Raw genomic sequence first — 25,629 nt, 5'->3', positions numbered from 1 at the left:
CATTTTGTCCTAAATACAGACCGTTGTCAAACCGTTCTGTTATAGTACAATACAAACAAAGAGACGGCTTCCGTTTAAAAAACAGAAGCCGTCTCTTTGCTATTTCGTTATTTTCAACGGTTTTGATTGACCATTTCCTGAATCAATTCCCGGTTTCGCTTTTTAAAGACTTCATTATGGGACGAAACCATCGCGACTTTTGGTGCCTCCGGTTCAATATATTTCTTTGCCCGGTTGACGGCATTCGCCGCATCCTGAAAAGCACCGGAGATGAGATGGACTTTTCCTTCGTGCGACAGGATATCCCCTGCCGCGTAGAGACCAGGTACACTCGATTCACTTGATGCTGTTCCAGCGATATAAAAATCATCAACCTGTTGTAAATCGAGATCACAGTTCGCCAGCAGCTCTGCATCCTGCTCATAACCGTGGTTGATGATGACTTCATCAATTTCAAGCGCCACCGTTTCGTTCGTCGTGCAATCGATCAGTTCGACCGAGGCAATCCGGTGGTGGTCGTCGCTCGCAATCAGCTTATGGATTGTCGTGTTTAACAGACAAACGGCGGAGCTGTTCACAAGCTGTTCGACCTGGGCTTCATGCCCTGTGAAGCAGTCTTTCCGGTACGTGACATAAACTTTTTTCGCGACAGGTTCCAGTTCATTCGCCCAGTCGATGGCCGAGTTACCGCCGCCGGAAATGATGACCGTCTTATCCTTAAACCGTTCAATTGATTTGACGGTGTAGTTCAAGTTCGACACCTCATACCGTTCAGCGCCCTCAATCTTTAATTTCTGCGGATTGAGGATTCCGCCGCCCACGGCAACGATGACTGTTTTCGAATAGTGAATCATCCCAGATTCTGCTTCGAGGACGAAGTTGCCAAAAACATCCTTCGTGATGGAAATGATTTTTTCGTTTAAATGAACGGTCGGATTGAACGTCAATCCTTGCTCGACCAGCTGTTCCATCAGCTTTGCACCGGTAATGGGCGGCTGACCCCCGACGTCCCAAATCATCTTCTCCGGATAAACGTGAATCTTTCCACCCAGTTCTGCCTGATATTCGATCAATTTCGTCTTCATTCCGCGTAGTCCACTATAGAAAGTAGAGTATAACCCGGCCGGGCCTCCACCAATTACCGTTACATCGAACAATTCCTGCTGCTCCATCTCGCTCACTCCCTCACAATTCGATACGACTGATTATCATTCTCATTCCCAATGATAACGTGAACATGTCTTGAAGACAAGAAAAAATGTTGACAGCGTTTTTATGGAACTGGTATGGTTAGGTGGACGATAGTGATAATCATTATCAATGAAAACAGTTTTAACCGAGAAGGAGTCTGTGCGTATGGTACGTCTAGCAACAGAAGAAATCAGCATCGGTTACGGAGATCGTACCATTGTCAAAGACTTGACGGTTCAGATTCCCGATCGACAAATCACGACGATCATCGGTGCGAACGGTTGCGGCAAATCGACCTTACTGAAGGCGATGACGCGGATCATCCCCCATCAATCAGGGCGCGCGTTACTCGATGGTCTTGATATCGCAAAGGAAAGTACGAAACTGCTTGCCCGGAAGATGGCTATCCTGCCACAGACACCGGAAAGTGCAAGTGGTCTGACGGTCGCAGAGCTTGTCTCATACGGTCGCTTTCCCTATCAGAAAGGATTCGGTCGTTTAACGAAACACGATTACGAGATCATCGACTGGGCACTCGACGCGACGGATACGACGGCATTCAAACACCGTCCGGTCGACGCGTTATCCGGCGGTCAACGGCAGCGGGTCTGGATTGCGATGGCCCTTGCCCAGGAAACGGACATCATCTTCCTCGATGAACCGACCACCTACCTCGATCTCGCCCACCAGCTCGAAGTCCTCGAGCTACTCGAACAGCTCAACCGGACGCAAGGCCGGACCATCGTGATGGTGTTGCACGATTTGAATCAAGCGGCGCGTTTCGCCGACTACATCATCGCCATGAAAGACGGTGAAGTCGTCAAAGCTGGAACGTGTGAGGAGGTCATCTCAAAAGACGTCCTGAAAGATGTATTCCATATCGATGCCGAAATCGGTCGTGATCCGCGCACGAACAAACCGATGTGCGTCACCTACAACTTAATTAAGGGAGATTGAAGTCATGAAAAAACTGTTATTACCGGTTCTTTTATTGTTAACGCTTGTCATTGCCGCCTGCGGCAACACGGATAAAAAGGAAGACACCTCGTCGGCCGATACAAAAAAAGAAACGATTACCTATAAATCCGAAAACGGAGACGTCGAAGTACCGGCGAATCCGAAACGTGTCGTCGTCCTCGCCGGTTTTGCCGGAAACGTCATGGCGCTCGACGTCCCGCTCGTCGGTGTCGACTCATGGTCTAAATCAAATCCGAAGTTTGATTTGAAAAACGTCAAAGAAGTTTCAGAAGAGAACGTTGAGAAAGTCATCGAACTCGAGCCGGATCTCATCATCGGCTACAACACGACAAAAAACATCGACAAATTCAAAAAAATCGCACCGACCGTCACATACACATACGGAAAAGTCGACTACTTGACGCAACACATCGAAATCGGTAAATTGCTCAACAAAGAGCAGGAAGCACGCGACTGGGTCAAAGACTTTAAAGCACGCGCTGCGGATGCCGGAAAAGAAATCAAAGCCAAGATCGGGGAAGACAAAACTGTTTCCGTCATCGAAAGCTTCGACAAACAACTCTACGTCTTCGGCGACAACTGGGGCCGCGGTACAGAAATTCTCTACCAAGAGATGAAGCTGAAAATGCCGAAAAAAGTGACAGAAATGGCGTTAAAAGACGGGTATTATGCATTGTCTCCTGAAGTCTTGCCGGAATATGCGGGCGACTACCTGATCTTCAGCAAAACAGCAGAAGCCGATAATTCATTCACAGAAACAGACACGTATAAAAACATCCCTGCCGTCAAAAACAACCACGTCTTTGAAGTCGATTCAAAAGAATTCTACTTCAACGATCCACTCACGTTGGAACGTCAACTGGAGTTCTTCAAGAAAAGTTTTCTTGGCGCATAACGTATACTAAAGGAGGGAGCCTCATCGCTCCCTCCTTTTTTGGATTCATACCAACTGGAGGCGATATCCGTGTCATCCGCTCGACTGCCTTTTGGCTTAAAAATTTCATTCGGACTGATTTTGTTCGTCATCATGTTCTGGCTGTCGATGACGTTTGGTGCGGCCGATACGACCGTCCGTGAAGTCTGGAACGCCTTGACGTTCGGTCCGCTTAACGATAAAGCAAAAATCATTCAGGAAATCCGTCTGCCACGTGAACTGGCAGCAATTCTCGTCGGTGCCGCCCTCGGCATCTCGGGAGCAATCATGCAGGCGATGACCCGCAACCCGCTCGCTGACCCCGGTCTGCTCGGTTTGACGGCCGGTGCCAACGCGGCGCTCGCCTTAGCCATCGTCCTCCTGCCCGGCATCAACTATTACGGCATCATGCTTGCCTGTTTCCTCGGGGCAGCTCTTGGTGCGGCACTCGTCTTTGGAATCGGTGCTTCCCGAAAAGGCGGATTTTCCCCACTCCGGATCGTCCTCGCTGGATCCGCGATTTCCGCTTTCCTGTATGCGATTGCGGAAGGTATCGGGATTTACTTTAAGATTGCCCAGGACGTCTCGCAGTGGACGTCTGGCGGTCTCGTCGGGACGACGTGGGGACAGTTGCAGGCCATCACACCGGTCATCCTGATCGGAACCGTCATTGCCCTGATCTTCTCACGTCAGTTGACGATTCTCAGCCTGTCGGAAGAAGTGGCGCTCGGACTCGGTCAGAATATCATCCGGATTAAAGCCGTCCTTTACGTCGTCGTCATCCTCCTGGCCGGTGCTGCCGTCGCGTTGGTCGGCAACATGGCCTTCATCGGACTGATGATCCCGCATATCGTCCGTGCCATCGTCGGCACCGATTACCGGTATATTCTGCCGATGACGGCTGTGTTCGGAGCGACGTTCATGCTGCTCGCCGATACAATCGGCCGGACGCTGTTTGCGCCATACGAAACACCGGTCATTGCCATCGTTTCGATGCTCGGACTGCCGTTCTTTTTATTGATCGTCCGTAAAGGAGGTCACGTTTTCTCATGATGGAAACTCGTTTACGTCGCCGCCAACGCTTGATCTTTTTACTGTTAAGTCTGTTATTGCTCGGCACGATTGTTGTCGGCATCGGTCTTGGTCCGGCGTCTCTCTCTTACGATCGCCTGTTGCCGACTCTGCTCGGACAAGGCTCGTTCAAAGAAGACTTTGTTTTGTTTTCACTCCGTCTGCCGCGGATTGTCATCACGTTGCTCGCCGGAATGGCACTTGCCTTGTCCGGATCGATCCTGCAAGGCATCACACGCAACGAACTGGCAGATCCCGGCATCATCGGGATTAATACGGGAGCCGGGGTCGCAGTCGCCATCTTCTTCCTCTACTTCCCCGTGGATGTCGGCTCATTCATCTACGGCTTACCGGTGGCGGCATTCTTAGGTGCTTTAGTGACCGCTGTCGCCATTTACGCACTCTCGTACGACCGGAATCGTGGCTTACAACCGATCCGGTTGATTTTGACCGGTGTCGGTTTTTCGATGGCCTTGTCCGGAATCATGGTCATTCTGATTTCTTCGACCAAACGCGAAAAGGTCGACTTCATCGCCAAGTGGCTGGCCGGGAACATCTGGGGAACGGACTGGACGTTTGTTTATGCCTTACTGCCGTGGCTGCTTGTCCTGATTCCGTTCACACTGTACAAAGCAAATAAGCTTAACCTGCTCGCTTTAAATGAACCGGTTGCAATTGGCGTCGGCGTATCGATTGAAAAGGAACGGATTCAACTGTTGCTGACGGCTGTTGCACTCGCTGCATCCGCCGTTTCTGTCACCGGAGGGATTTCCTTCATCGGTTTGATGGCGCCGCACATTGCCCGGGCGCTCGTCGGTCCGCGCCATCAGTGGTTCCTTCCGATTGCACTGTTGATCGGCGGCTGGCTGCTTGTCTTGGCGGATACGATCGGACGCAACATTGCCGGTCCGGACGGCGTGCCTGCCGGAATCGTCGTTGCGCTGATCGGCGCTCCGTACTTTATCTATCTGCTTCTGAAAAAGTAAGAACACTGATCAACCAACCAGAAATGATTTTTGGTTTCACTCGCTTTCCTCAGGCGAGACACAAGCCAGTTTTCCTGCCCATTTGGACAGGAAAGCGGGTCTTGTTTGTCTCTGACAGCGCGAGTTACCTTGCGCTTTCTCCTGCAGGAGTCTCGTGAATCAAATCATTTCTTTAAAAACACAACAGCAGCGAGAGGGATTTCAAATTCCCCTCGCTGCTGTTGTGTTTTACGTATCGTTTTATTACATCATTCAATATTTAACCCGCCGCGCTTCCCGTTCGGCGAGAATCAGCTCGCGTTCTGATAAATGCGTCGGATCGAGTCGTTTGATCCGGGAATCGACGAGACGGTCGAGTGACAAGACGGACAGTAAAAAGACCAGAATCGGTCCGATCAGCGTTGGTCGCGACACATACGGAATCAAGAACTGGGACGCCACGACAAGCAGCAACTCGGTAATTGTAATGACGATGTACGGCAATCCGAGATGATCCCAGACTTCCATCCGGTCAAATCGTTTCGTGAAATAACGGTACTTCAACAAGCGGACTGTCCATTGGTAGCCGAGGACGGGAATCAGTAAAAAGTAATGCATCGAGGCTTCGGCGAAGTTTAGATCATCTGCCAGAAACAAAAAGACGACCAAAACGAGTAGAAAAAATACCGTTTGAACACGCCGGGCACGTTTCGTGAAGCGCAAATAATCAAGTGTTCGTTGCCGTTTGGTATTGTCCATTCCTTAACCTCCCCTACCGCCGTTTTATTCCGTCATGTCTGTCCCATTCCATTTCAATCCCGTCACCGGTCTGATACCGATATTCGTTGCTGTTCGCTTTCAGCCGCACCGGTTCAAGCGTTTGACTATTTTGAACAGTACGGTCGGTCCATCTTTGAAATTGCAGGATGGCTGCAATCCATAACATCAACGGGAACAGATAACCCATATGTCCAAGATGCGGTGCAATGAATGCAGCACCCATCAGATAGACCGCTTCGAGTAACGTTACGCCGCCGAACACAAAACCGATTTTTCGGCTATTGATTTGACGCTGTAAGAAGAAGACTTGAATCGTTCGTTGAAACCCGTTATAGATAAACAACGGCACAAGTATCAAAACGCCGGACGCCATTTCCGTTAACGGCAGACTTCTTGAAAACAAAACGATCGTTAAAAATAAACCGGCAATGACGTAAGTCCGCAGACGACGGCTGACGGTCGTCCATTTCTGGTATGTGCTCAATCCTTCTCTCATCTGTCCACCCCTTTTTTCTTCACTTCCGGTACTGTTCGATTTCCCGCATCGTCACAAAAGCAGGATCAAGATGTTTGGCACTGCGATTTAATTTGGAAACAAATAAGCTGATTACAAGCACCCAAATCAAAATCATCGTAAAAGAAACACTGGCATACTGAGGAAAGATGTATCCCATATAGAATAAAATCATAGGGACAAGATATCCGACAATCGAAACCCGACCGACCTTTAAAACGGTCTGTTCATATAAATCAGTCGCCAAACGTTGCTTTAAAATCCGTTGACGCATGATTTCCCGGACGACACCGCCTAAACAAAGTACCGTAATCGAAAACAACGTAAACAGTCCTGTTTTCCAGAAATCCGGAATGAACCAGCTGATTAACGCAAACATCAACACAGGAACCGGAATCAGATGTTGAAGTTTTTTGAGCGGCGGTCCAAGCAAATTTAACCGTGTATTTTTTTCAAGCAGTGTATTCATTTGATGTTAGCTCCTATTTCATACATTTTTGTATACTTCCTGATCACTGACAAAATCCGGATCATCACGTAGTTGCAGTTTCTTGAATGTCCATTCACACACTGCATACAGCGGAATCAGAATGAGCATTAGGCTGAGCCACATCTGCCAAAACGGACGTTCCATCGTCGCTACCATTAAGACGACGAAAATCGTATACAGAATCACTTGATAGATGATCCAAAAACGCCATTGTTTGGTTGCCAATTCTTCTCCGATATACGATTCAAGAATCTGACGTTTTTTGAATTGATAACGAAGATTCGAGGCAAGAAAAGCTGCCGGAAATAATAGACTGAACAGAACCGAGTCAAATACAGTTATTAAAATTCCGACAAGCATCAACATTAAGAACGTCCACACCCATTTTTTCCCTAAGAAGTCCTTTTCCATGTAAGCCAGCGTCAATTCGTGTAACCGTTCGTCCCGTGCCGTGCGCATGATGTTCTCTCCTTTAGATGTCATTCTTCCAGGTCCTTTACGTGCTTATGCACTTCCTGATCACTGACGAAGTCAGGATCTCCCGACTGTGCCATCTTCTTAAACAGCCAATCGGTCGCAAAATAAAGCGGAGCGAGAATCAAGATTACCCAAAACGTCATCTTCCATAAAGACAGACCTTTCGTTTCGAGTACAACCATGAGCAATGAGCCATATAACACAATCTGAATTCCTAGCCATAGCATCGTTTGTGTCATGATCTGATCTTTGGAAAGATACCGTTCTAAAATCCTGCGTTTTTCCAGCTGAAATGGAAGATCAAAAATCAGATAGACAAGCGGCAACAGACCGAAGTAAAGTGCGGAATCCATCGTTTCCGAAAAGATACCAAGCGTCGCCGCCACGGCAGCCATCAGCCAACCGTTTTTTTGCAGTTGACTCTTGTCGATATAGGCAAGCGTCAGTTCATGTAACCGTTCGTCCCGTACCGTTTGCATCTGACTTCCTCCTTCATCCCTGCTGGATCTCTGTTTCACTGATATAAGTCGGATCAATCTGTTTGGAGCGGTGCATCAAGAAACGCCGGCAAAGCCAGTAAAACGGGATGACGAAAAGACACAGTCCAAGCAAAAAGGTCGTACCTGACCGATCGGCCGTCAGAATAATCAAGGCTGCGAGCGCTCCGTATTGAAACATTCCGATGCCGACATGAAGACGGAACAGACGATCTGCTGATCTTTGGGAGGTGTGACGGGCAACGATTTGAAAACGCCGGTGCTGCCTCACGACATCGTATATGAAATATAGAATCGGAATAATCAAAGCAAGGATTGGTTGCTGAATCATATTGCTGACAAACAAGAAAAGTGCCAAGACGGCCCACAATTTAGCTGTCGTCCGTTGATGCATATGTTGATAAAGTTCCTTTAATTCCGTCTGTTGTCCTGTCACAGCATTCATTGCAACACGTTCCTCTCCATCATTTCTTAATGTAATATACTTACATTTTACCAATTATGTTTCAAAAAAAAAGAAACTTCTAAAAGAAGTTTCTAAGCCGAGACTTGGATGATTAAATAAATGACACTGTATGCGACGATGGCGAGCGGAATCATCGCGACACCGATCAACCAACCGTTCTTATCACGAATCCCGAGATACAGAACAAGACAGCCGACGATGAAGGCGATGAGTGTAGTAAATGGATTCATAGGAGTTCCCCCTCAAGAAAAATAACCTATTCAGAAATTTCCCCTTCCCGGAACTTGATAAACACTAAAAGCATTTCTGTAACACACTGGATCGTAAAATAAAAACAGTGTCGCTTCCGGCAGACATCCACCGGAACCAACACTGTCTTCCACTTCTTATTTCTTCGTGATGACGACTTGCTTCTCGACGACATGGCCGCCCAGGTCTTTCAATTTCAAGTTGTAGACGTTTTTACCTTTTTTCAAGGTAACGGTCTTGTTGATTGTTTTCTTGAACGCGCGCATTTCGTACGGTTCTTTGAACGAACGGCGGTATTCGGCGTTACCGTTCAGATCAAAGCGTAACTCATCGTAGTTGTCGCGCAGGACAATCGTCATTTTCGCTGTTTTTGTTTTGCTTGAAACGGTTTTTGGTGCTGTCACGCGGATTGTCGGACGCTCCGAATCGATGATGACTTGACGGCTGAAGGCAACACGATTGCCTTTTCCATCATAGGCTTCGACTTTAAACGACTTCACACCATCCGTCGTATACGTGATGTCATGGCTGAATGCATAGTGTTGTTGAACAGCATCCCAGCGTAATTTAACAGCTTTTCCGTTGATTTTGAATGATTTGATGCCGGACTCATCGGCGACGTTTCCTGAAACCGTCACTTGTTGTGATGTCGTTAAGCCAAGTGCTTCCGGTGTATCAATTTGCACACTCGGAACGGCTTTATCGACACCTGATGTGTTGACGTTTTTCTTCACGCTGTTGCCCGCATAATCCGTTACGACGAACGTGACTTTCGCGCGGCTTGGCAGATCCGTCAGCGTGTAGTTTTTAGCAGATGGAGCAAGCGGCTGTTTCAAGACACTTTTTCCATCGACCAGGATATCGAATGAAGCGACACCTGTTCCTTGGTCACCGGCTGTCCAGGAAACTGCTTTTTTGTCAGCATCCCATTTAACAGTTGCTGCCGGAACTTTTGTATCGATGTAGATCGGGAATAAAGCCGTCTGCCATTTCGCATTCGGATAATCGACGACCGATTTGACTTGGTAGTAGTACAGACCATCTTTGGCTTTTGCACCGTTAACTGTTCCATCCCACGCAGCATTCGTGACCGGTGTGTAACCGTCTTCCGATCCGCCGTCATAATAGTTTTTGATGACATCCGACTGCGTTTCCAGTTTACGGAGTGTTGTTTTGTTGCGGTCAAGAATCGAGTACTCGACCTTTTTCGCATTCCGTAAGAACGACAGGATCGGGAAGGCCTCATCGGCACTGCCGTCTCCGTTCGGTGAGAACGAGACTTTTTCTTTGACGACGTCGCCTGCAGCATTCGTTCCGAGGAAGTTGTAGTTATCCTTCACTTCTGTCGCAAGACCAGTGATGCCGTAGAACGTGTTTTCATCATACAGCGGTGCATCGACGATCGGTGCTTTGTCCCATGCTCCTTTGAAGCCGACATACGGAACCGTCAATTCAGGATTTTTGCTCTTCGTATCCATCAAACGAACGAAACCTTCGACGAAGTAGCCGTTTTCAAAGATGGTTTCAAGCGGCACACCGTTTGCCCAATCGACTGTATCTTTTAGATCCACCGTGACGTTGACTTTCGTCGTACTCTTCGCGTTGATTGAAACCGAGCTTGCTTTCTTTGAGCCGACCGTGAAGGAAATTGGGAACGTTCCTTTGTTCGCGTCGACCGCATCGACTGTACCTTTTTTGAAGATTCCGTTGGCTTCAAGCAGATTCTGTCCTTCAACGGCGAGATCCGATTGGACCGTTCCGGCCAGTTTGTACGTCAGTTTTTCATTGCTGTAGTTCTTCAAATCGAGTGTAAAGCTGAACTTGTCTCCGACTTGTTTCAAGGCCGCTTTTCCTTCACCCGATTTCGTTTCTGTCACAACAACTGGTGTTTTCATCGCTGCACGCAAGTCCATCAGACCCGCTCCTTCACGACGCGGAGAGTAATAGTTGCCGGTTTTCGCTTCTGCATTGTACTTTCCTTTATCAAGTTGCGGACGTGATGTGTTCATCAAGATCGTTTTCGCCAGTTTAACACGTGTCGCACCACTGACCTTAAAGTCCTTATCAATCCGTTGCATGACGAGTGCTGTTCCGCCGGCAACGTGTGGAGCTGCCATCGAAGTTCCGCTCATGACGCCATATTCGTTGGCGTTGAGAGTGGAGTAGATTTTTCCGCCCGGTGCCGTGATTTCCGGTTTGAAATCAAGGTTCGGTGTCACACCCCATGACGTGAAATCAGACATTTCTCCTGCGACCGGGTTTGGTGTCGAGACAGCTTTCCCGTCAAACGTCACTGTTAATGCTTTACCTGCTTTTGCTTTGGCTTCGAGTTCGTTACCGTCTGCGATGCTCAACGAGACGAGTGGAATCGTTGGTTTATTGAGCGCCATGCTGACATAATCGCCGTGTTCGACACGACCGCGAACGATGACGCCGGCTGCTCCTTGTTTTTCAGCTTCCGCTTGAATCATCGCATAGTTAAAGTTACCATTTCGGACGACGAAAACGACTTTATCTTTGACGTCTTTGTCCGCATAGTTCGGTTCACTGCCGTCACCGACATACACGACATCCATCTTCTCTTTATCAAAGACCGCAATCGGATTCGGTGAATCTTGTTTTTGGTAGGCCAGGTAACCGGCATCTTGTCCGTCAACCGTTAATGCCATACCTTCGAGTGTCAATTGCGTGTTTTCAACAGACGCGACTTGAAGTGATTCGCTGATCAGTCCAGGTGAACCGACGACACCGACATCTGGATTCGATGCGTATGGATTTCCGGCGCCGCTTCCGGCAAATGCCGAGTTTCCGGCCGAAATCGCACATAAAATCCCGTTGTTCATCGCATTGACGATCGCTTTTTGTTCCGGATCATCTTTTTGGACGAACGATGCTGTTGAACCAAGACTCATGTTGATGACATCTGCGCCGAGCGCAATCGCATCGTCGATCGCTTTGATGTAGATATCACTGAATGTCGACGGCATCCCCGGATCATTGCCGAATACTTTCATCGCGAGCAGCTGCGTCTCCGGTGCTACCCCTTTAATCCCGCCGTTCGTTTCATCGCCGTTGGCACCCACCGTACCGGCAACGTGCATTCCGTGCATCGAAGCGCCTGGTCCGAGGTCACGGATTTCACTGTCATGATCGGCATAGTTATAGCCGTACGGAACTTTTTCCGTAAAGTAGTTTCCTTTTAATCCTTTTGAAGCTTTGAATCCTTCAACTTTGGACGACGTCAAATCAACTTTCGTCTCCGGACTGAGGACCATGTCCTTATGGCTCGGGTCGATTCCCGTATCGATGACGGCAACGATGGTACCTTCGCCTTTATAGCCGTAGTCCTGCCATGTTTCTTTTGCATTGACCATGTCTTTACTGTGCAACATGTTTGGTGTCGCGCCTTTTTCGACTTCCGGACGCGCATACTCATGTGCGATATGTACGGTCTTGATGCCGCTTAACTTTTTCAACTCTTTGATTTCACCGTATTTGACTTCACCGCTGAAACCGTTCAGGACGGTCGTGAAGCTTTCTTTATAGGAAACCGAAATGTCCTTTTTAGCAATCGCTGCTTTGACTTCTTTTTGTTTATTGACGATTTGATTCTTGAGAATGATTTTTTCCGTATTGCTTAACGTGCTATAGCGTTTATTCTGTGCCTGCGCATGTTCAATCGCGGCTTTTTGATCGAGTTCGACGACAATCCGTACTTTTTCGTTTTGGCTGTATGACTTTTCCTGACCCGCTTTTTTCAGTGAGAGTGCTTGTGGCTTTTGTACATCCACTTTTTGTGATGATACATTTCCCTCAGCATGAACTAGGCTGGAAGATGTCATGAGGGCTGCCGCCATCAGAGCAATCTTCTTTTTCTTCATTCTTTTTCCTCTTTTCCAAAAATGTAATGTGGAACAAAACCTATTGAACGAAAATTCTGTATTTTTAGTTTAATTAATTTTCTCTTAATATACAATTTAAATTTGGAGTATTTTAAAAATAATTGTTGGTTTATGGCATATCAATCAGCTAACATCCTTCATTTACCTTTTTATCAAAAGAGACCATTTTTCTGAAGACACAAAAAAACCCTCGGTTGCCCAAGGGTTTTCAAGTAAAGCGATATGGAGACTATCGGGCTCGAACCGACGACCTTTTGGCTGCCAGCCAAACGCTCTCCCAGCTGAGCTAAGCCCCCGTGTGTTTCTATAATGAGTATAACCATTGCTGTTCACTTTTTCAATATAAAATTAGACCGCTTACAAAAAAATCTCCTTCACCTTGCCGGCAAAGGAGAATCTTCTATTATTTGTTCAATTCACGCATCATATCCGCCTGTCGTTCGAGTTCAGCCTCCTGCTCGAGAATCAGCACTTTTTTATAAGTCCGTGCCGAAATCAGGATACTGATTTCATATAAAACGAACAACGGAACAGAAATCATCAAGTGCGAGGTGATATCGGGCGGTGAGATCAACGCCGCAATCACGAACAGCGCAAAATACGCATACTTCCGATTCTTCCGCATGAAGAACGGCGTCACGAGTCCGAGCCGTGTCAAAAACATCGTCACGACCGGCAACTGGAACAAAAGACCGAACGGAATCGTCAACCGGATCAGAAAGCTGAAATAGTTCTCGACTCCAATGACCTGTTCGATTCCGAGCTCTTGCCCGAGTTCCGTCGATACTTCGAGTAAAAACGGCAACAGCCAAAAATAAGAAAATGAAATACCCGCAAGGAATAAGAAAAACGTCACGGGAATATACGTCAACGTCGCTTTTTGTTCTTGGTCGTGCAGACCGGGACGGATGAACGCCCAAAGCTGATACATCCAAAACGGAGACGCCAAGACGATTGCGATGATGAACGCAAGATTCAGATATAACATCAGTGGATCAACAACGTTAAACGCATTCAGCCCGATTCCGAGTTCCTTTAAGTCGGCCTGTAAGAAACGGACGAGCGGACGGACGAGCGGAAAGGCTGCGATAAACATGACCACTACAATGATGAGCGACCAGATGATCCGCTTACGCAGTTCATCTAAGTGCGATGTCACACTCTGTTCTTGATCGATCGCCATGATTCACTCACTTCTCTTTCATTTCGTCCTTTTTATCCTTATCATCTTCCATGATACCGTTCGTTGCGCTCTTGAACTCTTTTAACGTCTGTCCGGCAGCGCGGCCGAGTTCCGGTAATTTCTTCGGTCCGAAGATGATTAAGGCGACGACACCGATTAAAGCGATGCTTCCCGGTCCAATACCAAGTGTTAACGGGATTAAGTTTTCCATTATGATTTCACTCCTTCAGCTGATTGCGAATAATGCTTCATAAAATACACGAGCGACTGCAGCTCGATTGACAAATCGATGTGATGCACCCGAACGTGGGCCGGTACATTCAACCGGGCCGGTGTAAAGTTCAAAATGCCGGTCACACCATACTCGACTAACTCATCTGCCACTGACTGGGCGAACTGAGACGGTACCGTCAAGATGGCGACATCGACATTGTTCGCTTTGATTTGTTCTTTCATATCCGACACGTGATAAATCGGAACGTCCTGCGTCGTCGTTCCGACCTTGTCCTCATCCGCGTCAAACGCGATGACGATACGAGTACTATTATTCTTTAAAAAGTTATAATTTGCAAACGCCGTTCCGAGATGTCCGACCCCGATTAAGGCGACATTCGTGACCTCGTCTTGGTTGAGTGTCTTTCGGAAAAATGTTAACAAATGTTGAACATTATAACCGTACCCCTTTTTCCCTAACGCCCCAAAGTAGGAAAAGTCACGACGGATCGTCGCGGAGTCGACTTTGACCGCTTCGCTGAGCTCTGCTGACGAGACGCGCAACTTGCCGGAGTTATAAAGACTCTGGATAAAACGATAATATAACGGCAGCCGTTTCGCCGTTGCTTGTGGTATTTTTGTGTCTGGCCCATTCATACTGCAGTTCCCCCTTCGGCCACGTTCTGACGTGGCACCCAAATCAATGCAAAGAATTCTACTCTCCTTGATTGTAAACCACTTCACATAGAGTAACAAATATTATATTCGGCAGGATTTTTCGTGATAGACTAAAGGGTGGAAGGATGGATGGATATGATTCTCTTACAAGTAAACCAACTCTCAAAATCATTCGGCGTCGAGCCGATTTTAGACAATATTAAACTCGAAGTACAGGAACGGGACCGGATTGCTCTCGTCGGACGAAATGGTGCCGGAAAATCGACACTTTTAAAAATCATCGCCGGGGAGCTGTCACATGACTCCGGAGAGATCATGAAAAGCAAGGAAGTCCGGATCGGTTATCTTGCGCAGGACAGCGGACTCGAATCAAACGAATCAATTTGGAATGAGATGCTGACCGTTTTTGAGCATCTGCAGGATCAGGAACGGGCGCTTCGCCGGATGGAAATTGAAATGGGCATGGAACACATTTTAAATGATCCGGCCGTTTATGACCGTCTTCTTAAAACGTACGACCAGGCACAACACGACTTCTCGGAAGCCGGCGGCTATCAGTTCGAAGCCAATATCCGCTCCGTCTTACACGGGATGCGCTTTTATCCGGACGATTATTCCCGACGGATTCAGACGCTTTCCGGTGGACAGCGGACCCGGCTCGCCCTCGCAAAAATGTTGCTTCAGGCACCGGAACTGCTGATTCTCGATGAGCCGACCAATCACCTGGACATCGATACACTGTCCTGGCTTGAAAGTTACTTGTCCGGTTACCGCGGCGCTGTCCTGATCGTTTCCCATGACCGGTATTTCCTCGATCAAGTCGTCAACGTCGTCTATGAATTATCCCGGAACGTCTCCCGGAAGTTTACCGGTAATTATACGAAGTATCTCGAACAAAAAGCGGCGCTCTACGAACAGGAAATGAAACAGTTCGAACAGCAGCAGGAAGATATCGCGAAGATGCAGGATTTCATCCAGCGCAACATCGCCCGGGCAACGACAACGAAACGGGCGCAAAGTGTCCGAAAACGTCTTGAAAAGGTCGATCGGATCGACCGACCGGACGGTGACGAACGCAGTACGGTTCTGTCATTCCCGATTGAAAAGCAGAGCGGCAATGATGTGCTGCAGGTCAACCAACTCGCAGTCGGCTACGAAGAAGCCGTCTCGAAAAACATCACGTTCCGTCTGCAACGTGCGGAATCACTGGCGCTCGTCGGACCAAACGGAATCGGCAAGTCGACACTGCTGAAAGTGCTGGTCGGCCGTCTGAAACCGTTATTCGGAGAGTACCGGTTCGGAACCGGCGTCTCAATCGGTTACTACGATCAGGAGCAGGCGGAACTGAATGACCGCAACCGGGTCATCGATGAAATTTGGAATGAATGGCCGTTGATGCGCGAACAGGAAGTCCGTTCCGTGCTTGGTCAGTTCCTCTTCAGCGGTGATGATGTCTTCAAACTCGTCCATGAATTATCCGGCGGGGAACGCGGACGCCTGGCGCTCGCAAAACTGAAGTTACGCAAAACGAATCTGCTTGTGCTCGATGAGCCGACGAACCACTTGGATCTTGATTCGAAGATGGTCCTCGAGAATGCCCTCGTCGACTACGAAGGTACTCTGCTGTTCGTTTCCCACGACCGCTACTTCATTGACCGCGTCGCGACGCGTGTCATCGAAATGAGTTCAGACGGTGTGACCGATTACCTCGGCGACTACTCGTATTACATGGAGAAAAAAGCCGAGAAAGAAGAAATCGCCCGCCTCGAAGCGGAAGAAGCGAAAGCAATCAAAGTCGCATCGACGAAGACGATTGACAAGGAAGCCCAAAAAGAAGCACGTAAGAAGAAACAGCAACTCGAACAGCTCGAGCAAGAGATTGAACGGTTGGAGAACCGGTCGGTTGAAATCGAACAGCTGTTGTGTGAACCGGAAGTCTTTAATGACATTCCGAAAGCGACCGCCCTGTCGGCAGAACGCGATCAGATCGACGTCGATCTGCTTGAGCTGATGGAACAGTGGGAGTCGTTCCACTGATGCGCTCGAAAAGTTATTTGATCAATCTGATCCAAGGATTATTGTCCGGCGTCCTTTATTTCGTTCCGATGTATGCGGATTATGTCTCGGCTTTCATTCGTCCGGATGCCTTTAATGCCGTGTACCCGTTGTTCATCCTGATTTCCTGCATGATCGGTCTTGTCATCCAGACCTGGAGCGGACTGTTCGTCAGCTTATTGTCCGGTCTGATCTGTACGTTGTTGACGATTCAGTCGTTCGTCGAATTGAACGACCCGATGATCATGATGTATTACGGTGCTGTCTCACCACTGGTCGCCTTTTTGATCAGCTGTGTCGGAATCTGGGCACTTGCCGTCCTGTTTTATTTGCTCGACGGTTTTCAGTACAGCAAACGCCATAAAGTGGAGTAAGTCACAAAAAAGACGAGAGAAGCAGATAGCGCATCTGCTTTCCTCGTCTTTTTTTACGTGATATTCGCCGCCGTTTATTTTGTCGGACGGGCAATCGTAAAGATGTCACCGATTTTCGCGTAGTCATTGCCGGCAAGACGGGCAATCGCGTTTAATCCGTCTGCATCAATCCGGAAGGACTCTTCCAGTTCATCCGCGACATGATAGCGGATGACTTCGCCAATCAATAAATCGGCTGTTTCAAGTTCGATGTGTTGCGTCAGCTTCAGCTCAAACCGGATTTTTGCTTCTGCGACCGCGGGAACATCAATCAAATCACTGTCGATCAGTGTCAGATTCGTCCGCTCCAATTCACTTTCGCCGTAGGCAAGCGGTGCTGCCGTCTCGTTGACCGCTTCGACAATCTCTTCACTGACGATATGAATGACATATTCTTTCGTTAACAAGATATTTTTAGCCGTATCCTTCTCCCCTTGATCCGTCTTTTGAACGGCAATCAACAGTTGAGGCGGATGACTTGAGGCGACGGTAAAGAACGAAAACGGAGCAGCATTGATTGTTCCGTCCGCTCCTTTTGTCGTGACGAAAGCAATCGGTCGCGGGATGATACTCCCGATCAACAATTTATAGTTTTCTTTTGGACTGAGTGACCGCGCATCAAACTTCATTGTTATAACCTCTTTCTCTGTTTACCCGAGCATGGCTGCGAGTGAATAGTCTCCAGCACCAATCAAGGCGACGCCAAGAGCGATGACGATCAGTGCCATGTTGTATTCGTACCCGTTCTGTGTCACCCAGTAACCATTTTGACCGTGCACCTTGATGATCGCAACGAGCATCGATCCGATAATCAGTGCTGCTGCGAACCATAAGAAGAGACCACCGGCAAACAGTACGCCACCGACCAGTTCCGCGAGTCCCGCCGCAAGCGCAAGCGTTTTACCCGGTTTCATGCCGATCGACTCAAACCAGCCGCCTGTCCCCTCAATCCCGTGTCCACCGAACCAGCCAAACAATTTCTGTGTTCCGTGTGCTGCAAATGTTAAGCCAATCACCAAGCGAATTAAAAATAATCCTAAATCCATCATCTTTCTCAAACTCCTTTTTACTTAATGTTTTTTAATTACTTTTAGTAACCTAAATAAGACTATAAACTATCACTTACTAAAAGTAAATAGATTTGTTTTTGTTCTTTTTGTTACATTAAGTAAAATGATTCGATTTTTTTAGTAGAAGCGGGTATACTACAAATATAGAAAGGATGAGTGCTGATGGAAGAGACATTGATTCCGACTGCCCTTTGTCCGAAAGTCGAACATGCCTTTGAAATTTTGGGCAAGAAGTGGACGGGCTTGATTTTACGTCATCTCATGACAAAGACCTGTCGTTTCAACGAAATTCAAGATGCGATTCCGGAGTTGTCTGGTCGTATGTTAACGGAGCGCATGAAGGAACTTGAGGCGGAAGGTATTGTGATCCGGACCGTCATTCCGGAACGTCCGATTAAAATTCAATACAGTTTGACTGACAAAGGTCGTCAGCTTGAACCTGTCATTCGTTCAATCGAAGAATGGGCCGAGCTCCAAGACTGACATAAAAGGTCTCTCCGCTATGGAGAGGCTTTTTATTTTCGTTTGTATTGAGAACGATTATCAATTAAAATGAAAGTGTTCACGTTTTGGAGAAAGGATGATTCAGATGAACATCATGATTGGTTTTGTCAGCATGTCCGGAAACACCGAAGATATCGTACATCTCCTGCAGTCGGAATTCGAACAAAAAGGCTGCACCGTTCATATACAGGAGCTTGACCAGTTATATCCGTCCGACTTCTCTCAGTATGATGCCGTATTGCTCGGCTCCTATACATGGGGAGATGGCGATTTGCCGTATGAAGCAGAAGATTTCCTTGAAGATCTTGCCGACAGTGACTTAAACGGCTTGGCAGCTGCCTCCTTTGGTTCGGGGGACCGTGATTATCCGAAATACTGCGCCGCTGTCGATCTGCTCGAACAGACGTTACAATCAGCCGGTGCGACAATTACCGCTCCTGGTCTGAAGATCGAGTTTGATCCGGATACACCGGAGAAACAAGCTGCCTGTCGTCTGTTTGCTGAAGAATTTTTTGAACGGTCACAACGATTGTATACTTAAACGAAAAACCCCGGCTGCTGTCAGCCGAGGTCTTTTTTTGCTTTCCAGCGTTTTTGGATGTACCACGGGACAATCGTCAATACGAGGAAGACGATGATTGCTCCGATGATGAGTTGCGGATCCTTCGAGACGATGCTGCTGCCTAAAAAGTTATAGGCAAACGTCCCGGGAATGATTCCAATCAATGTAGCGAGGAAAAAGGATAACAAGCGGACTTTTGAGAGTCCGGCGGCATAACTGATCAAATCGAAGTTGAAGATCGGCAACAGCCGGAAAATCAGGACATAAATAAATCCATTTTTCTCGAGTTGCTGCTGAATCTGATTGATTTTTCCGGCCTGTTCCTTTTTCTTGATCAACCCATTTCCAAGCTTTTGGGCAACTAAAAAAGCGACGACTGCGCCAAGTGTCGCTCCGATGACGGTGTAAAGTGTTCCGAGCCAGGCACCAAACGCCAAGCCGCCGGTAATCGACAGGACGGATGCCGGGAAAAAAATCAACGGACGAATCGTATAGAGTAAGATATACAGAATCGGTGCCCACATCCCGAATGATAAGATCCAGTCCTTGATGTCGGTCGGACTGAGGTTGAGGTAGGAACGGCTGAACCAGATCAGTCCGCCGATCAAAAGAACAAGCACTAGAATCCTGATGAATTGTTGCTTACGTGTCATGACATATCTCCTGTCTTTGGCGATAAACGCTCTTACTTTATTCAATTCCCGAATTCAATCCGTCTTACGCGTTTTACCGCTTTCGCAATGTGTGTTTCAGCTCAGACCGTTTTCGGGAACTACATAGAGATACCATGTAACTCAAGAAAGGTGATTATCATGACACAACCAATTAAAGCACTGGTCTTTGATGTCTACGGTACATTGTTTGATGTCCATTCCGTCAAAGTGAAAGCAGAGGAACTCTATCCGGAACACGGGGAAGCCATCAGTCAGGCCTGGCGTCAAAAACAGCTCGAATATTCCTTTTTACGTCAGTTGAACGGTCAGTACGTCCCGTTCAGCCAAGTGACGCGTGATGCGCTCCGTTACGCCTTACTGCAACTGAAGCTCCACGTCACGGAAGAAAATATTGCAGACCTGATGGAAGTCTATTTGAAGCTCGATCATTACCCGGAAGTCGATGATGTCTTACAGCAGATGGGTGATAAACAAATCGCCGTCTTCTCGAACGGTTCACATGACATGCTTGATCCCCTAATTGAACAATCCGGTCTCGCCGGACGGTTTGACCAGATCATCAGTGTCGATGATATCAAGCAGTATAAACCGACACCCGCTTCCTATATGCATGCACTCAATACGCTCGGTCTCAAACGGGAGGACGTGCTGTTCATGTCATCGAACGGTTGGGACATCACCGGTGCGAAAAGTTTCGGTTTCCGGACAGCCTGGATTAACCGGTCGGGTCTGCCCGTCGAAGAGCTGAATCTCGATCCGGACAGTATTTATGATGACTTAACGGGTCTGCTGGAATGGAAATGAACAAAAGCAAAGCGATGTTTGCCTGATCATCCAGGCGAACATCGCTTTTTGTTTAGTAATTGGCCAGACGGGAGTAGCCTTTTTTAAAGAGATCAAGCTTCAGTCCACCGTCTTTTTCGATAAAGAACAGATATTCTTTTTGATCGGTATCTTTATAAAATACTTTATACAGCGTTAACGTCCGTTTTTTGTTGTTTTCACTGGCAACGACCTGGTGTTTCGAAATGACCTCTGCCTGGACTTGCTCTCCATCCAGACGATCAATCATTGGTTGGAATGATTTTTTCTCTTGTTCGGTTGCCGGTTTACCCGGTGCAATCGTAAAGAAGTCATCACTCGCTTTGTTCGTCAGACCATACTTCCGATCGACGATCACCACATTTTTCAGTTTGCCATCAACCGTCTGATCAAAGGCGTACAGTTTTTGAATCCGTGTCTGCTCACCTTCCGCCCGACCGATTTCGTACAGCGGCTTCTGCTTCGTATTCGTCTCGACGGCTTTTTTATCAGGGACGAGCTCTTCTTTGTAGGCGATTTGATAGGCATTGACGATTTCACGAATCTGTAAGCCGATTGCGACAATGACAAGTACACCTAATAACACGATGATGACTTTTTTCATTCCATTTTCCCCCATGTCTTTCGAATTCCTACTTTAAATCTAGCCCAGGTTCGGCATTCATGGCAAGTGTCGATTGGCGGCCTGCCCGGTAAGGATGAATCGCCGCTGCTCCGATCATTGCGGCATTGTCGCCGCACAAGTGCATCGGCGGAATGACGAGCTCAATACCTTCTTGTTCACAGGCTTCCGTCAATCCTGCCCGCAGTCCGCGGTTAGCCGCGACACCACCTGCGACAAGCAACTGTTTGCCGCCCTTTTCTTTGACAGCACGGATCGCTTTGGTGACGAGCACTTCGACGACGCTGGCTTGAAAACTGGCAGCCAGGTCTTCCGGAATGATGACCTCTCCACGCTGTTCGGCATTATGAACCGCATTGATGACAGACGATTTTAATCCGCTGAAGCTGAAGTCATATGACTCTTTTTCGAGCCAAATTCGCGGGAAATGGAATGTATCCTGACCGGTTTGCGCCAATTGATCAATCCGGGGACCACCTGGATAAGGAAGTTTCAAGGTCCGTGCTACTTTATCATAGGCTTCGCCCGCTGCATCATCGCGCGTTTCACCAATGACTTCATATACGCCGTCTTCCGGCATGTAAATCAGTTCCGTGTGTCCGCCGGATGCAATCAAACAGACGAGCGGAAAGCGGAGTTCTTGTTCCAAACGGTTGGCATAGATGTGACCTGCGATGTGGTGGACACCAAGAAGCGGCTTACCGTGAGCAAATGCCAATGCTTTTGCCGCACTGACACCGACGAGTAACGCTCCGACAAGTCCCGGACCTTCCGTCACGGCAATCGCATCGATCTCATCGATTGTGACACCGGCTTCCGTTAACGCGTCATCGATGACATACGTGATCCGTTCCACGTGATGACGGGACGCGACTTCCGGAACTACTCCTCCAAAACGTTTGTGACTTTCAATTTGAGAGGATACGACGTTCGATAAGACGTCTGTCCCTCCGCGGACGACAGCCGCAGCTGTCTCGTCACAACTTGATTCAATCGCTAATATCAACGGCTGTGTCATCACTCGTCTCCTTCCAGTTCCAACCAATAGATGGCTGCATCTTCATTATTATCTTGATAATATCGTTTTCTCGTTCCGGCATATAAAAAGCCCAGCTTTTCATACAACGTTCGTGCCGGCGTATTCGACACCCGCACTTCAAGCGTCATTGCCCGTAACCCTAATTGTCTCGCCTGTTCGATCAAAGCAACGAGCAGTGCTTCTCCGATTCCCGTACCGCGCGCCTTTTTTTTAACAGCGACGTTCGTGATATGTCCTTCATCAGCAATATGCCATAGTCCCGCGAATCCAATGATTTCTTCTGTTTCGGCGACCAGATAATACGCATTTGGATTTTGTGTCATCTCCGCGATGAACGATTCCAAAGTCCACGGGGTCGCAAACGACTCCAACTCCACGGCATGCACACCCGGTGCATCAACGACCGTCATTTTTCGAATCGTAACCTTAGTCATGGCGTTGTGCCTCAATCCACTTGGCTTCCGCTTCGGCGAGACGCAGATAACGCGGTTCGAACGCATGGGTCTCCACAGGTTCACGTGTAGCACCGAGCAAGGCGAGGACACCGGCCCGTGGTGCACGGAATGCGGGACCAACGATAGTGAAGGATTGAAGTTCCGTCGTGAATTTGTCTGTATCACCTGTGATTTTCGTGTCGGCCGGTAGTGTCTTAACGAAGTCAGCTATGACCGTATGCTGTTCTTCCCCCACCAGTTGACCCTCTTCATAGAAACCGACGAAACCTGTTCCACGACGGGCATCCTGAATCGCAACGATTCGCCCGGTTGATCCGGCCGATGCTGCCATCAATTCAAGCGTCGAAACCGGGACTAAATCAATACCCAGCGTATAGGCCAGTGTCTTCGCCGTCGTTGCACCAATCCGAAGACCGGTATATGAACCCGGGCCATCAGCGATGACGATCCGTGTTAAATCACGTGGCGACCATTTGACTTCCTGCATCATCCGTTCGAGCAGCGGCATCAGTTTTGTCGCATGATTCAAAGAAGTCACATAAGAGGCTTCCGCCAAAATCTGTTGTCCGTCCGATAACGCAACAGACAGTTGCTTCGTCGATGTATCAATCGCTACGATTTTCATTACTTTAACCCCTCACATAGTTGGATGTACTTCTCACCGATCGGTTCCAGACGAAAGCGGCGTGAATCATCACCCGTCCGTTCAATCGTAATTGCAAGACGTTCTGGTGGAAGGACATCGGCAATTAATTCCGACCATTCGACGACAGCGACACCGTCTCCATTTAAATATTCTTCAAGACCGATATCATCACCGCCTTCCAAACGATACACGTCCATATGATAGAGCGGCAGTCGTCCGGCATAGACTTTCATGATTGTAAACGTCGGACTGTTGACATTACGTGTCACCCCAAGCCCTTTCGCAAATCCTTGTGTAAACGTCGTCTTTCCAGCACCCAAGTCACCATCAAGCGTGATGACCATTCCTTCAAAGGCACGGTGGCCCAGTGTAACGGCAAGCGTCGTCGTCTGTTCGAGACTCGTCATTTCAAGTTCCATCATCGGTGTCCTCCTCCTTTTCTCTTACTCCATTGTACCGAACAAAAAAGACAAAAAAAAATACGAAACGCTGAACGTTTCGTAGTAAAGTTGAAGTTAAGTTTAAAATTGGTTGCGGGGGCCGGATTTGAACCGACGACCTTTGGGTTATGAGCCCAACGAGCTACCAGACTGCTCCACCCCGCGACGATAAACGTTTCGGATTTGAATTATAAAAATTGGTTGCGGGGGCCGGATTTGAACCGACGACCTTTGGGTTATGAGCCCAACGAGCTACCAGACTGCTCCACCCCGCGATGATATAACGTTTCGACAAATATTAATATAACATGTACTTTTAAAAAAGACAAGTGTTATTTCATTTTTTGATCTTTTTTTTCAAAAGAACTTATACTGACATCATTTCTTTCAGTACTTTTACAAGAAAAACCGACCTGCAAAATGCAGATCGGTCTCTTACTTGCCTGGCAACGTCCTATCCTCACAGGGGGAAGCCCCCAACTACTTTCGGCGTTCAAGTGCTTAACTTCCGTGTTCGGCATGGGAACGGGTGTGACCACTTGGCTATCGTCACCAGACGACGGGCTCGCGCCCTCAAAACTGAAGTCATCAACAAATCATCTGCTAGAACAAGGCCTCGACCGATTAGTATCACTCAGCTCCGCATGTCGCCATGCTTCCACCCGTGACCTATCTACCTCATCGTCTCTGAGGGGTCTTTCTTGATTACTCAAAGGGAAATCTCATCTTGGAGGGGGCTTCATGCTTAGATGCTTTCAGCATTTATCCCGTCCGCACGTAGCTACCCAGCGATGCTCCTGGCGGAACAACTGGTACACCAGCGGTGCGTCCATCCCGGTCCTCTCGTACTAAGGACAGCTCTCCTCAAATTTCCTGCGCCCACGACGGATAGGGACCGAACTGTCTCACGACGTTCTGAACCCAGCTCGCGTACCGCTTTAATGGGCGAACAGCCCAACCCTTGGGACCTACTCCAGCCCCAGGATGCGATGAGCCGACATCGAGGTGCCAAACCTCCCCGTCGATGTGGACTCTTGGGGGAGATCAGCCTGTTATCCCCAGGGTAGCTTTTATCCGTTGAGCGATGGCCCTTCCATGCGGAACCACCGGATCACTAAGCCCGACTTTCGTCCCTGCTCGACTTGTAGGTCTCGCAGTCAAGCTCCCTTCTGCCTTTGCGCTCTACGAATGATTTCCAACCATTCTGAGGGAACCTTTGGGCGCCTCCGTTACTGTTTAGGAGGCGACCGCCCCAGTCAAACTACCCGCCTGACACGGTCCTCCAGCCGGATGACGGCTGCGAGTTAGAGACTCTATGCATGAAGGGCGGTATCCCAAGGGTGACTCCTCCGAAGCTGGCGCTCCGGTCTCGACGTCTCCCGCCTATCCTGTACATCATGCACAAAGCCTCAATATCAGGCTGTAGTAAAGCTCCATGGGGTCTTTCCGTCCTGTCGCGGGTAACCTGCATCTTCACAGGTACTATGATTTCACCGGGTCTCTCGTTGAGACAGTGCCCAAATCGTTACGCCTTTCGTGCGGGTCGGAACTTACCCGACAAGGAATTTCGCTACCTTAGGACCGTTATAGTTACGGCCGCCGTTTACTGGGGCTTCGGTTCAAAGCTTCGCTTGCGCTAACCCATCCCCTTAACCTTCCAGCACCGGGCAGGCGTCAGCCCCTATACGTCATCTTGCGATTTAGCAGAGACCTGTGTTTTTGCTAAACAGTCGTTTGGGCCTATTCACTGCGGCTCTACT

29 protein-coding genes, 3 tRNA genes and 2 rRNA genes are annotated in these 25,629 nt (G+C 48.3%); 9 read left to right on the top strand and 25 right to left on the bottom strand.

Annotated elements, in window-relative coordinates:
* Positions 1-113: 113 nt before the first annotated feature.
* Positions 114-1,172 (bottom strand): NAD(P)/FAD-dependent oxidoreductase, encoded by a 1,059-nt coding sequence (locus R7V76_RS09180; protein ID WP_012371635.1) that lies wholly within the window; start codon positions 1,170-1,172, stop codon positions 114-116.
* A gap of 184 nt (positions 1,173-1,356) precedes the next feature.
* On the opposite strand from R7V76_RS09180, the gene R7V76_RS09175 reads away from it, so the two are divergent.
* From R7V76_RS09175 to R7V76_RS09160, 4 genes are all read left to right on the top strand, one after another.
* Positions 1,357-2,148 (top strand): ABC transporter ATP-binding protein, encoded by a 792-nt coding sequence (locus R7V76_RS09175; RefSeq protein ID WP_318092186.1) that lies wholly within the window; start codon positions 1,357-1,359, stop codon positions 2,146-2,148.
* Positions 2,149-2,152: 4 nt separating this feature from the next.
* Complete coding sequence (locus R7V76_RS09170) at positions 2,153-3,064, top strand: iron-hydroxamate ABC transporter substrate-binding protein (protein ID WP_318092185.1); 912 nt, start codon at positions 2,153-2,155, stop codon at positions 3,062-3,064.
* Positions 3,065-3,127: 63 nt separating this feature from the next.
* The gene (locus R7V76_RS09165) at positions 3,128-4,135 is read left to right on the top strand and encodes a FecCD family ABC transporter permease (protein WP_318092258.1); all 1,008 of its coding nucleotides are present in this window, start codon (positions 3,128-3,130) and stop codon (positions 4,133-4,135) included.
* Complete coding sequence (locus tag R7V76_RS09160) at positions 4,132-5,139, top strand: FecCD family ABC transporter permease (RefSeq protein ID WP_318092184.1); 1,008 nt, start codon at positions 4,132-4,134, stop codon at positions 5,137-5,139. Before R7V76_RS09165 ends, R7V76_RS09160 begins: the two co-directional genes overlap by 4 nt.
* Before the next feature lie 252 nt (positions 5,140-5,391).
* Here the strand turns inward: R7V76_RS09160 and R7V76_RS09155 are convergent, their stop codons facing one another.
* From R7V76_RS09155 to R7V76_RS09100, 12 genes are all read right to left on the bottom strand, one after another.
* A complete protein-coding gene (locus R7V76_RS09155) occupies positions 5,392-5,877 on the bottom strand; it encodes a hypothetical protein (protein ID WP_290828531.1) in 486 nt (161 codons plus the stop codon).
* A 13-nt stretch (positions 5,878-5,890) separates the two neighbouring features.
* On the bottom strand, positions 5,891-6,394 hold the full coding sequence (locus R7V76_RS09150) for a hypothetical protein (RefSeq protein ID WP_318092182.1): 504 nt from the start codon (positions 6,392-6,394) through the stop codon (positions 5,891-5,893).
* A gap of 19 nt (positions 6,395-6,413) precedes the next feature.
* Positions 6,414-6,881: a hypothetical protein gene (locus R7V76_RS09145; RefSeq protein WP_318092180.1), complete on the bottom strand. Its 468-nt coding sequence runs from the start codon at positions 6,879-6,881 to the stop codon at positions 6,414-6,416.
* 18 nt (positions 6,882-6,899) lie between these two features.
* A complete protein-coding gene (locus R7V76_RS09140) occupies positions 6,900-7,361 on the bottom strand; it encodes a hypothetical protein (protein WP_290828537.1) in 462 nt (153 codons plus the stop codon).
* A gap of 20 nt (positions 7,362-7,381) precedes the next feature.
* Positions 7,382-7,858: a hypothetical protein gene (locus tag R7V76_RS09135; protein ID WP_318092179.1), complete on the bottom strand. Its 477-nt coding sequence runs from the start codon at positions 7,856-7,858 to the stop codon at positions 7,382-7,384.
* A 13-nt stretch (positions 7,859-7,871) separates the two neighbouring features.
* Positions 7,872-8,321, bottom strand: coding sequence for a hypothetical protein (locus R7V76_RS09130; RefSeq protein ID WP_318092178.1), 450 nt, complete (start codon positions 8,319-8,321; stop codon positions 7,872-7,874).
* Between the two features lie 92 nt (positions 8,322-8,413).
* Positions 8,414-8,572: a hypothetical protein gene (locus R7V76_RS09125; RefSeq protein ID WP_014971497.1), complete on the bottom strand. Its 159-nt coding sequence runs from the start codon at positions 8,570-8,572 to the stop codon at positions 8,414-8,416.
* Between the two features lie 156 nt (positions 8,573-8,728).
* Entirely contained in the window at positions 8,729-12,472 is a 3,744-nt protein-coding gene (locus R7V76_RS09120; RefSeq protein ID WP_318092177.1) for a S8 family serine peptidase, read from the bottom strand.
* A 244-nt stretch (positions 12,473-12,716) separates the two neighbouring features.
* A tRNA-Ala gene (locus R7V76_RS09115) sits at positions 12,717-12,789 on the bottom strand.
* 107 nt (positions 12,790-12,896) lie between these two features.
* A complete protein-coding gene (gene tatC / locus R7V76_RS09110; RefSeq protein ID WP_290828545.1) occupies positions 12,897-13,676 on the bottom strand; it encodes a twin-arginine translocase subunit TatC in 780 nt (259 codons plus the stop codon).
* Positions 13,677-13,683: 7 nt separating this feature from the next.
* Positions 13,684-13,887, bottom strand: a complete 204-nt coding sequence (locus R7V76_RS09105) for a twin-arginine translocase TatA/TatE family subunit (protein ID WP_214765511.1) — start codon at positions 13,885-13,887, stop codon at positions 13,684-13,686.
* A complete protein-coding gene (locus tag R7V76_RS09100; RefSeq protein ID WP_214765514.1) occupies positions 13,887-14,546 on the bottom strand; it encodes a redox-sensing transcriptional repressor Rex in 660 nt (219 codons plus the stop codon). Before R7V76_RS09100 ends, R7V76_RS09105 begins: the two co-directional genes overlap by 1 nt.
* 156 nt (positions 14,547-14,702) lie before the next feature.
* Here R7V76_RS09100 and R7V76_RS09095 point away from each other — a divergent pair, with 156 nt between their 5' ends.
* Both R7V76_RS09095 and R7V76_RS09090 read left to right on the top strand, forming a co-directional pair.
* Complete coding sequence (locus R7V76_RS09095; protein WP_318092256.1) at positions 14,703-16,604, top strand: ABC-F family ATP-binding cassette domain-containing protein; 1,902 nt, start codon at positions 14,703-14,705, stop codon at positions 16,602-16,604.
* Positions 16,604-16,996, top strand: coding sequence for a hypothetical protein (locus R7V76_RS09090; protein ID WP_318092175.1), 393 nt, complete (start codon positions 16,604-16,606; stop codon positions 16,994-16,996). The genes R7V76_RS09095 and R7V76_RS09090 overlap by 1 nt, the downstream gene beginning before the upstream one ends.
* A gap of 74 nt (positions 16,997-17,070) precedes the next feature.
* Here the strand turns inward: R7V76_RS09090 and R7V76_RS09085 are convergent, their stop codons facing one another.
* Complete coding sequence (locus R7V76_RS09085) at positions 17,071-17,664, bottom strand: flavin reductase family protein (RefSeq protein WP_318092174.1); 594 nt, start codon at positions 17,662-17,664, stop codon at positions 17,071-17,073.
* A 21-nt stretch (positions 17,665-17,685) separates the two neighbouring features.
* Entirely contained in the window at positions 17,686-18,084 is a 399-nt protein-coding gene (locus R7V76_RS09080) for a DoxX family protein (RefSeq protein ID WP_214765522.1), read from the bottom strand.
* Between the two features lie 183 nt (positions 18,085-18,267).
* On the opposite strand from R7V76_RS09080, the gene R7V76_RS09075 reads away from it, so the two are divergent.
* Positions 18,268-18,588 (top strand): winged helix-turn-helix transcriptional regulator, encoded by a 321-nt coding sequence (locus R7V76_RS09075; protein ID WP_012371654.1) that lies wholly within the window; start codon positions 18,268-18,270, stop codon positions 18,586-18,588.
* Between the two features lie 97 nt (positions 18,589-18,685).
* Positions 18,686-19,150 carry a flavodoxin gene (locus R7V76_RS09070; protein WP_318092172.1) on the top strand — a complete coding sequence of 155 codons (465 nt, stop codon included), beginning with the start codon at positions 18,686-18,688 and terminating at the stop codon, positions 19,148-19,150.
* A gap of 20 nt (positions 19,151-19,170) precedes the next feature.
* On the opposite strand, the gene R7V76_RS09065 is transcribed toward R7V76_RS09070, so the two are convergent.
* Entirely contained in the window at positions 19,171-19,824 is a 654-nt protein-coding gene (locus R7V76_RS09065) for a TVP38/TMEM64 family protein (RefSeq protein ID WP_318092171.1), read from the bottom strand.
* A 159-nt stretch (positions 19,825-19,983) separates the two neighbouring features.
* On the opposite strand from R7V76_RS09065, the gene R7V76_RS09060 reads away from it, so the two are divergent.
* Complete coding sequence (locus R7V76_RS09060) at positions 19,984-20,649, top strand: haloacid dehalogenase type II (RefSeq protein ID WP_214767950.1); 666 nt, start codon at positions 19,984-19,986, stop codon at positions 20,647-20,649.
* A gap of 52 nt (positions 20,650-20,701) precedes the next feature.
* Here the strand turns inward: R7V76_RS09060 and R7V76_RS09055 are convergent, their stop codons facing one another.
* The 9 genes from R7V76_RS09055 to R7V76_RS09015 form a co-directional block, all read right to left on the bottom strand.
* Positions 20,702-21,271, bottom strand: a complete 570-nt coding sequence (locus tag R7V76_RS09055; RefSeq protein ID WP_318092170.1) for a hypothetical protein — start codon at positions 21,269-21,271, stop codon at positions 20,702-20,704.
* A 28-nt stretch (positions 21,272-21,299) separates the two neighbouring features.
* Entirely contained in the window at positions 21,300-22,307 is a 1,008-nt protein-coding gene (gene tsaD, locus R7V76_RS09050) for a tRNA (adenosine(37)-N6)-threonylcarbamoyltransferase complex transferase subunit TsaD (protein ID WP_318092169.1), read from the bottom strand.
* Complete coding sequence (gene rimI / locus R7V76_RS09045; protein ID WP_318092168.1) at positions 22,307-22,762, bottom strand: ribosomal protein S18-alanine N-acetyltransferase; 456 nt, start codon at positions 22,760-22,762, stop codon at positions 22,307-22,309. The genes tsaD and rimI overlap by 1 nt, the downstream gene beginning before the upstream one ends.
* Positions 22,755-23,408, bottom strand: coding sequence for a tRNA (adenosine(37)-N6)-threonylcarbamoyltransferase complex dimerization subunit type 1 TsaB (tsaB, locus tag R7V76_RS09040; protein WP_318092167.1), 654 nt, complete (start codon positions 23,406-23,408; stop codon positions 22,755-22,757). The genes rimI and tsaB overlap by 8 nt, the downstream gene beginning before the upstream one ends.
* A complete protein-coding gene (gene tsaE, locus R7V76_RS09035) occupies positions 23,408-23,851 on the bottom strand; it encodes a tRNA (adenosine(37)-N6)-threonylcarbamoyltransferase complex ATPase subunit type 1 TsaE (RefSeq protein ID WP_318092166.1) in 444 nt (147 codons plus the stop codon). The genes tsaB and tsaE overlap by 1 nt, the downstream gene beginning before the upstream one ends.
* 106 nt (positions 23,852-23,957) lie before the next feature.
* Positions 23,958-24,034: transfer RNA gene (locus tag R7V76_RS09030), tRNA-Met, on the bottom strand.
* Between the two features lie 33 nt (positions 24,035-24,067).
* Positions 24,068-24,144, bottom strand: a tRNA-Met gene (locus R7V76_RS09025).
* A gap of 166 nt (positions 24,145-24,310) precedes the next feature.
* A 5S ribosomal RNA gene (gene rrf, locus R7V76_RS09020) occupies positions 24,311-24,426 on the bottom strand.
* Between the two features lie 47 nt (positions 24,427-24,473).
* A 23S ribosomal RNA gene (locus R7V76_RS09015) occupies positions 24,474-25,629 on the bottom strand; the annotation flags it as partial.

Source organism: Exiguobacterium artemiae, assembly GCF_033342815.1.
Classification (GTDB): Bacteria; Bacillota; Bacilli; order Exiguobacteriales; family Exiguobacteriaceae; genus Exiguobacterium_A; species Exiguobacterium_A artemiae_A.
Note: the sequence above shows the minus strand (reverse complement) of the source record. Positions and strands in the feature narration are given on the sequence as shown.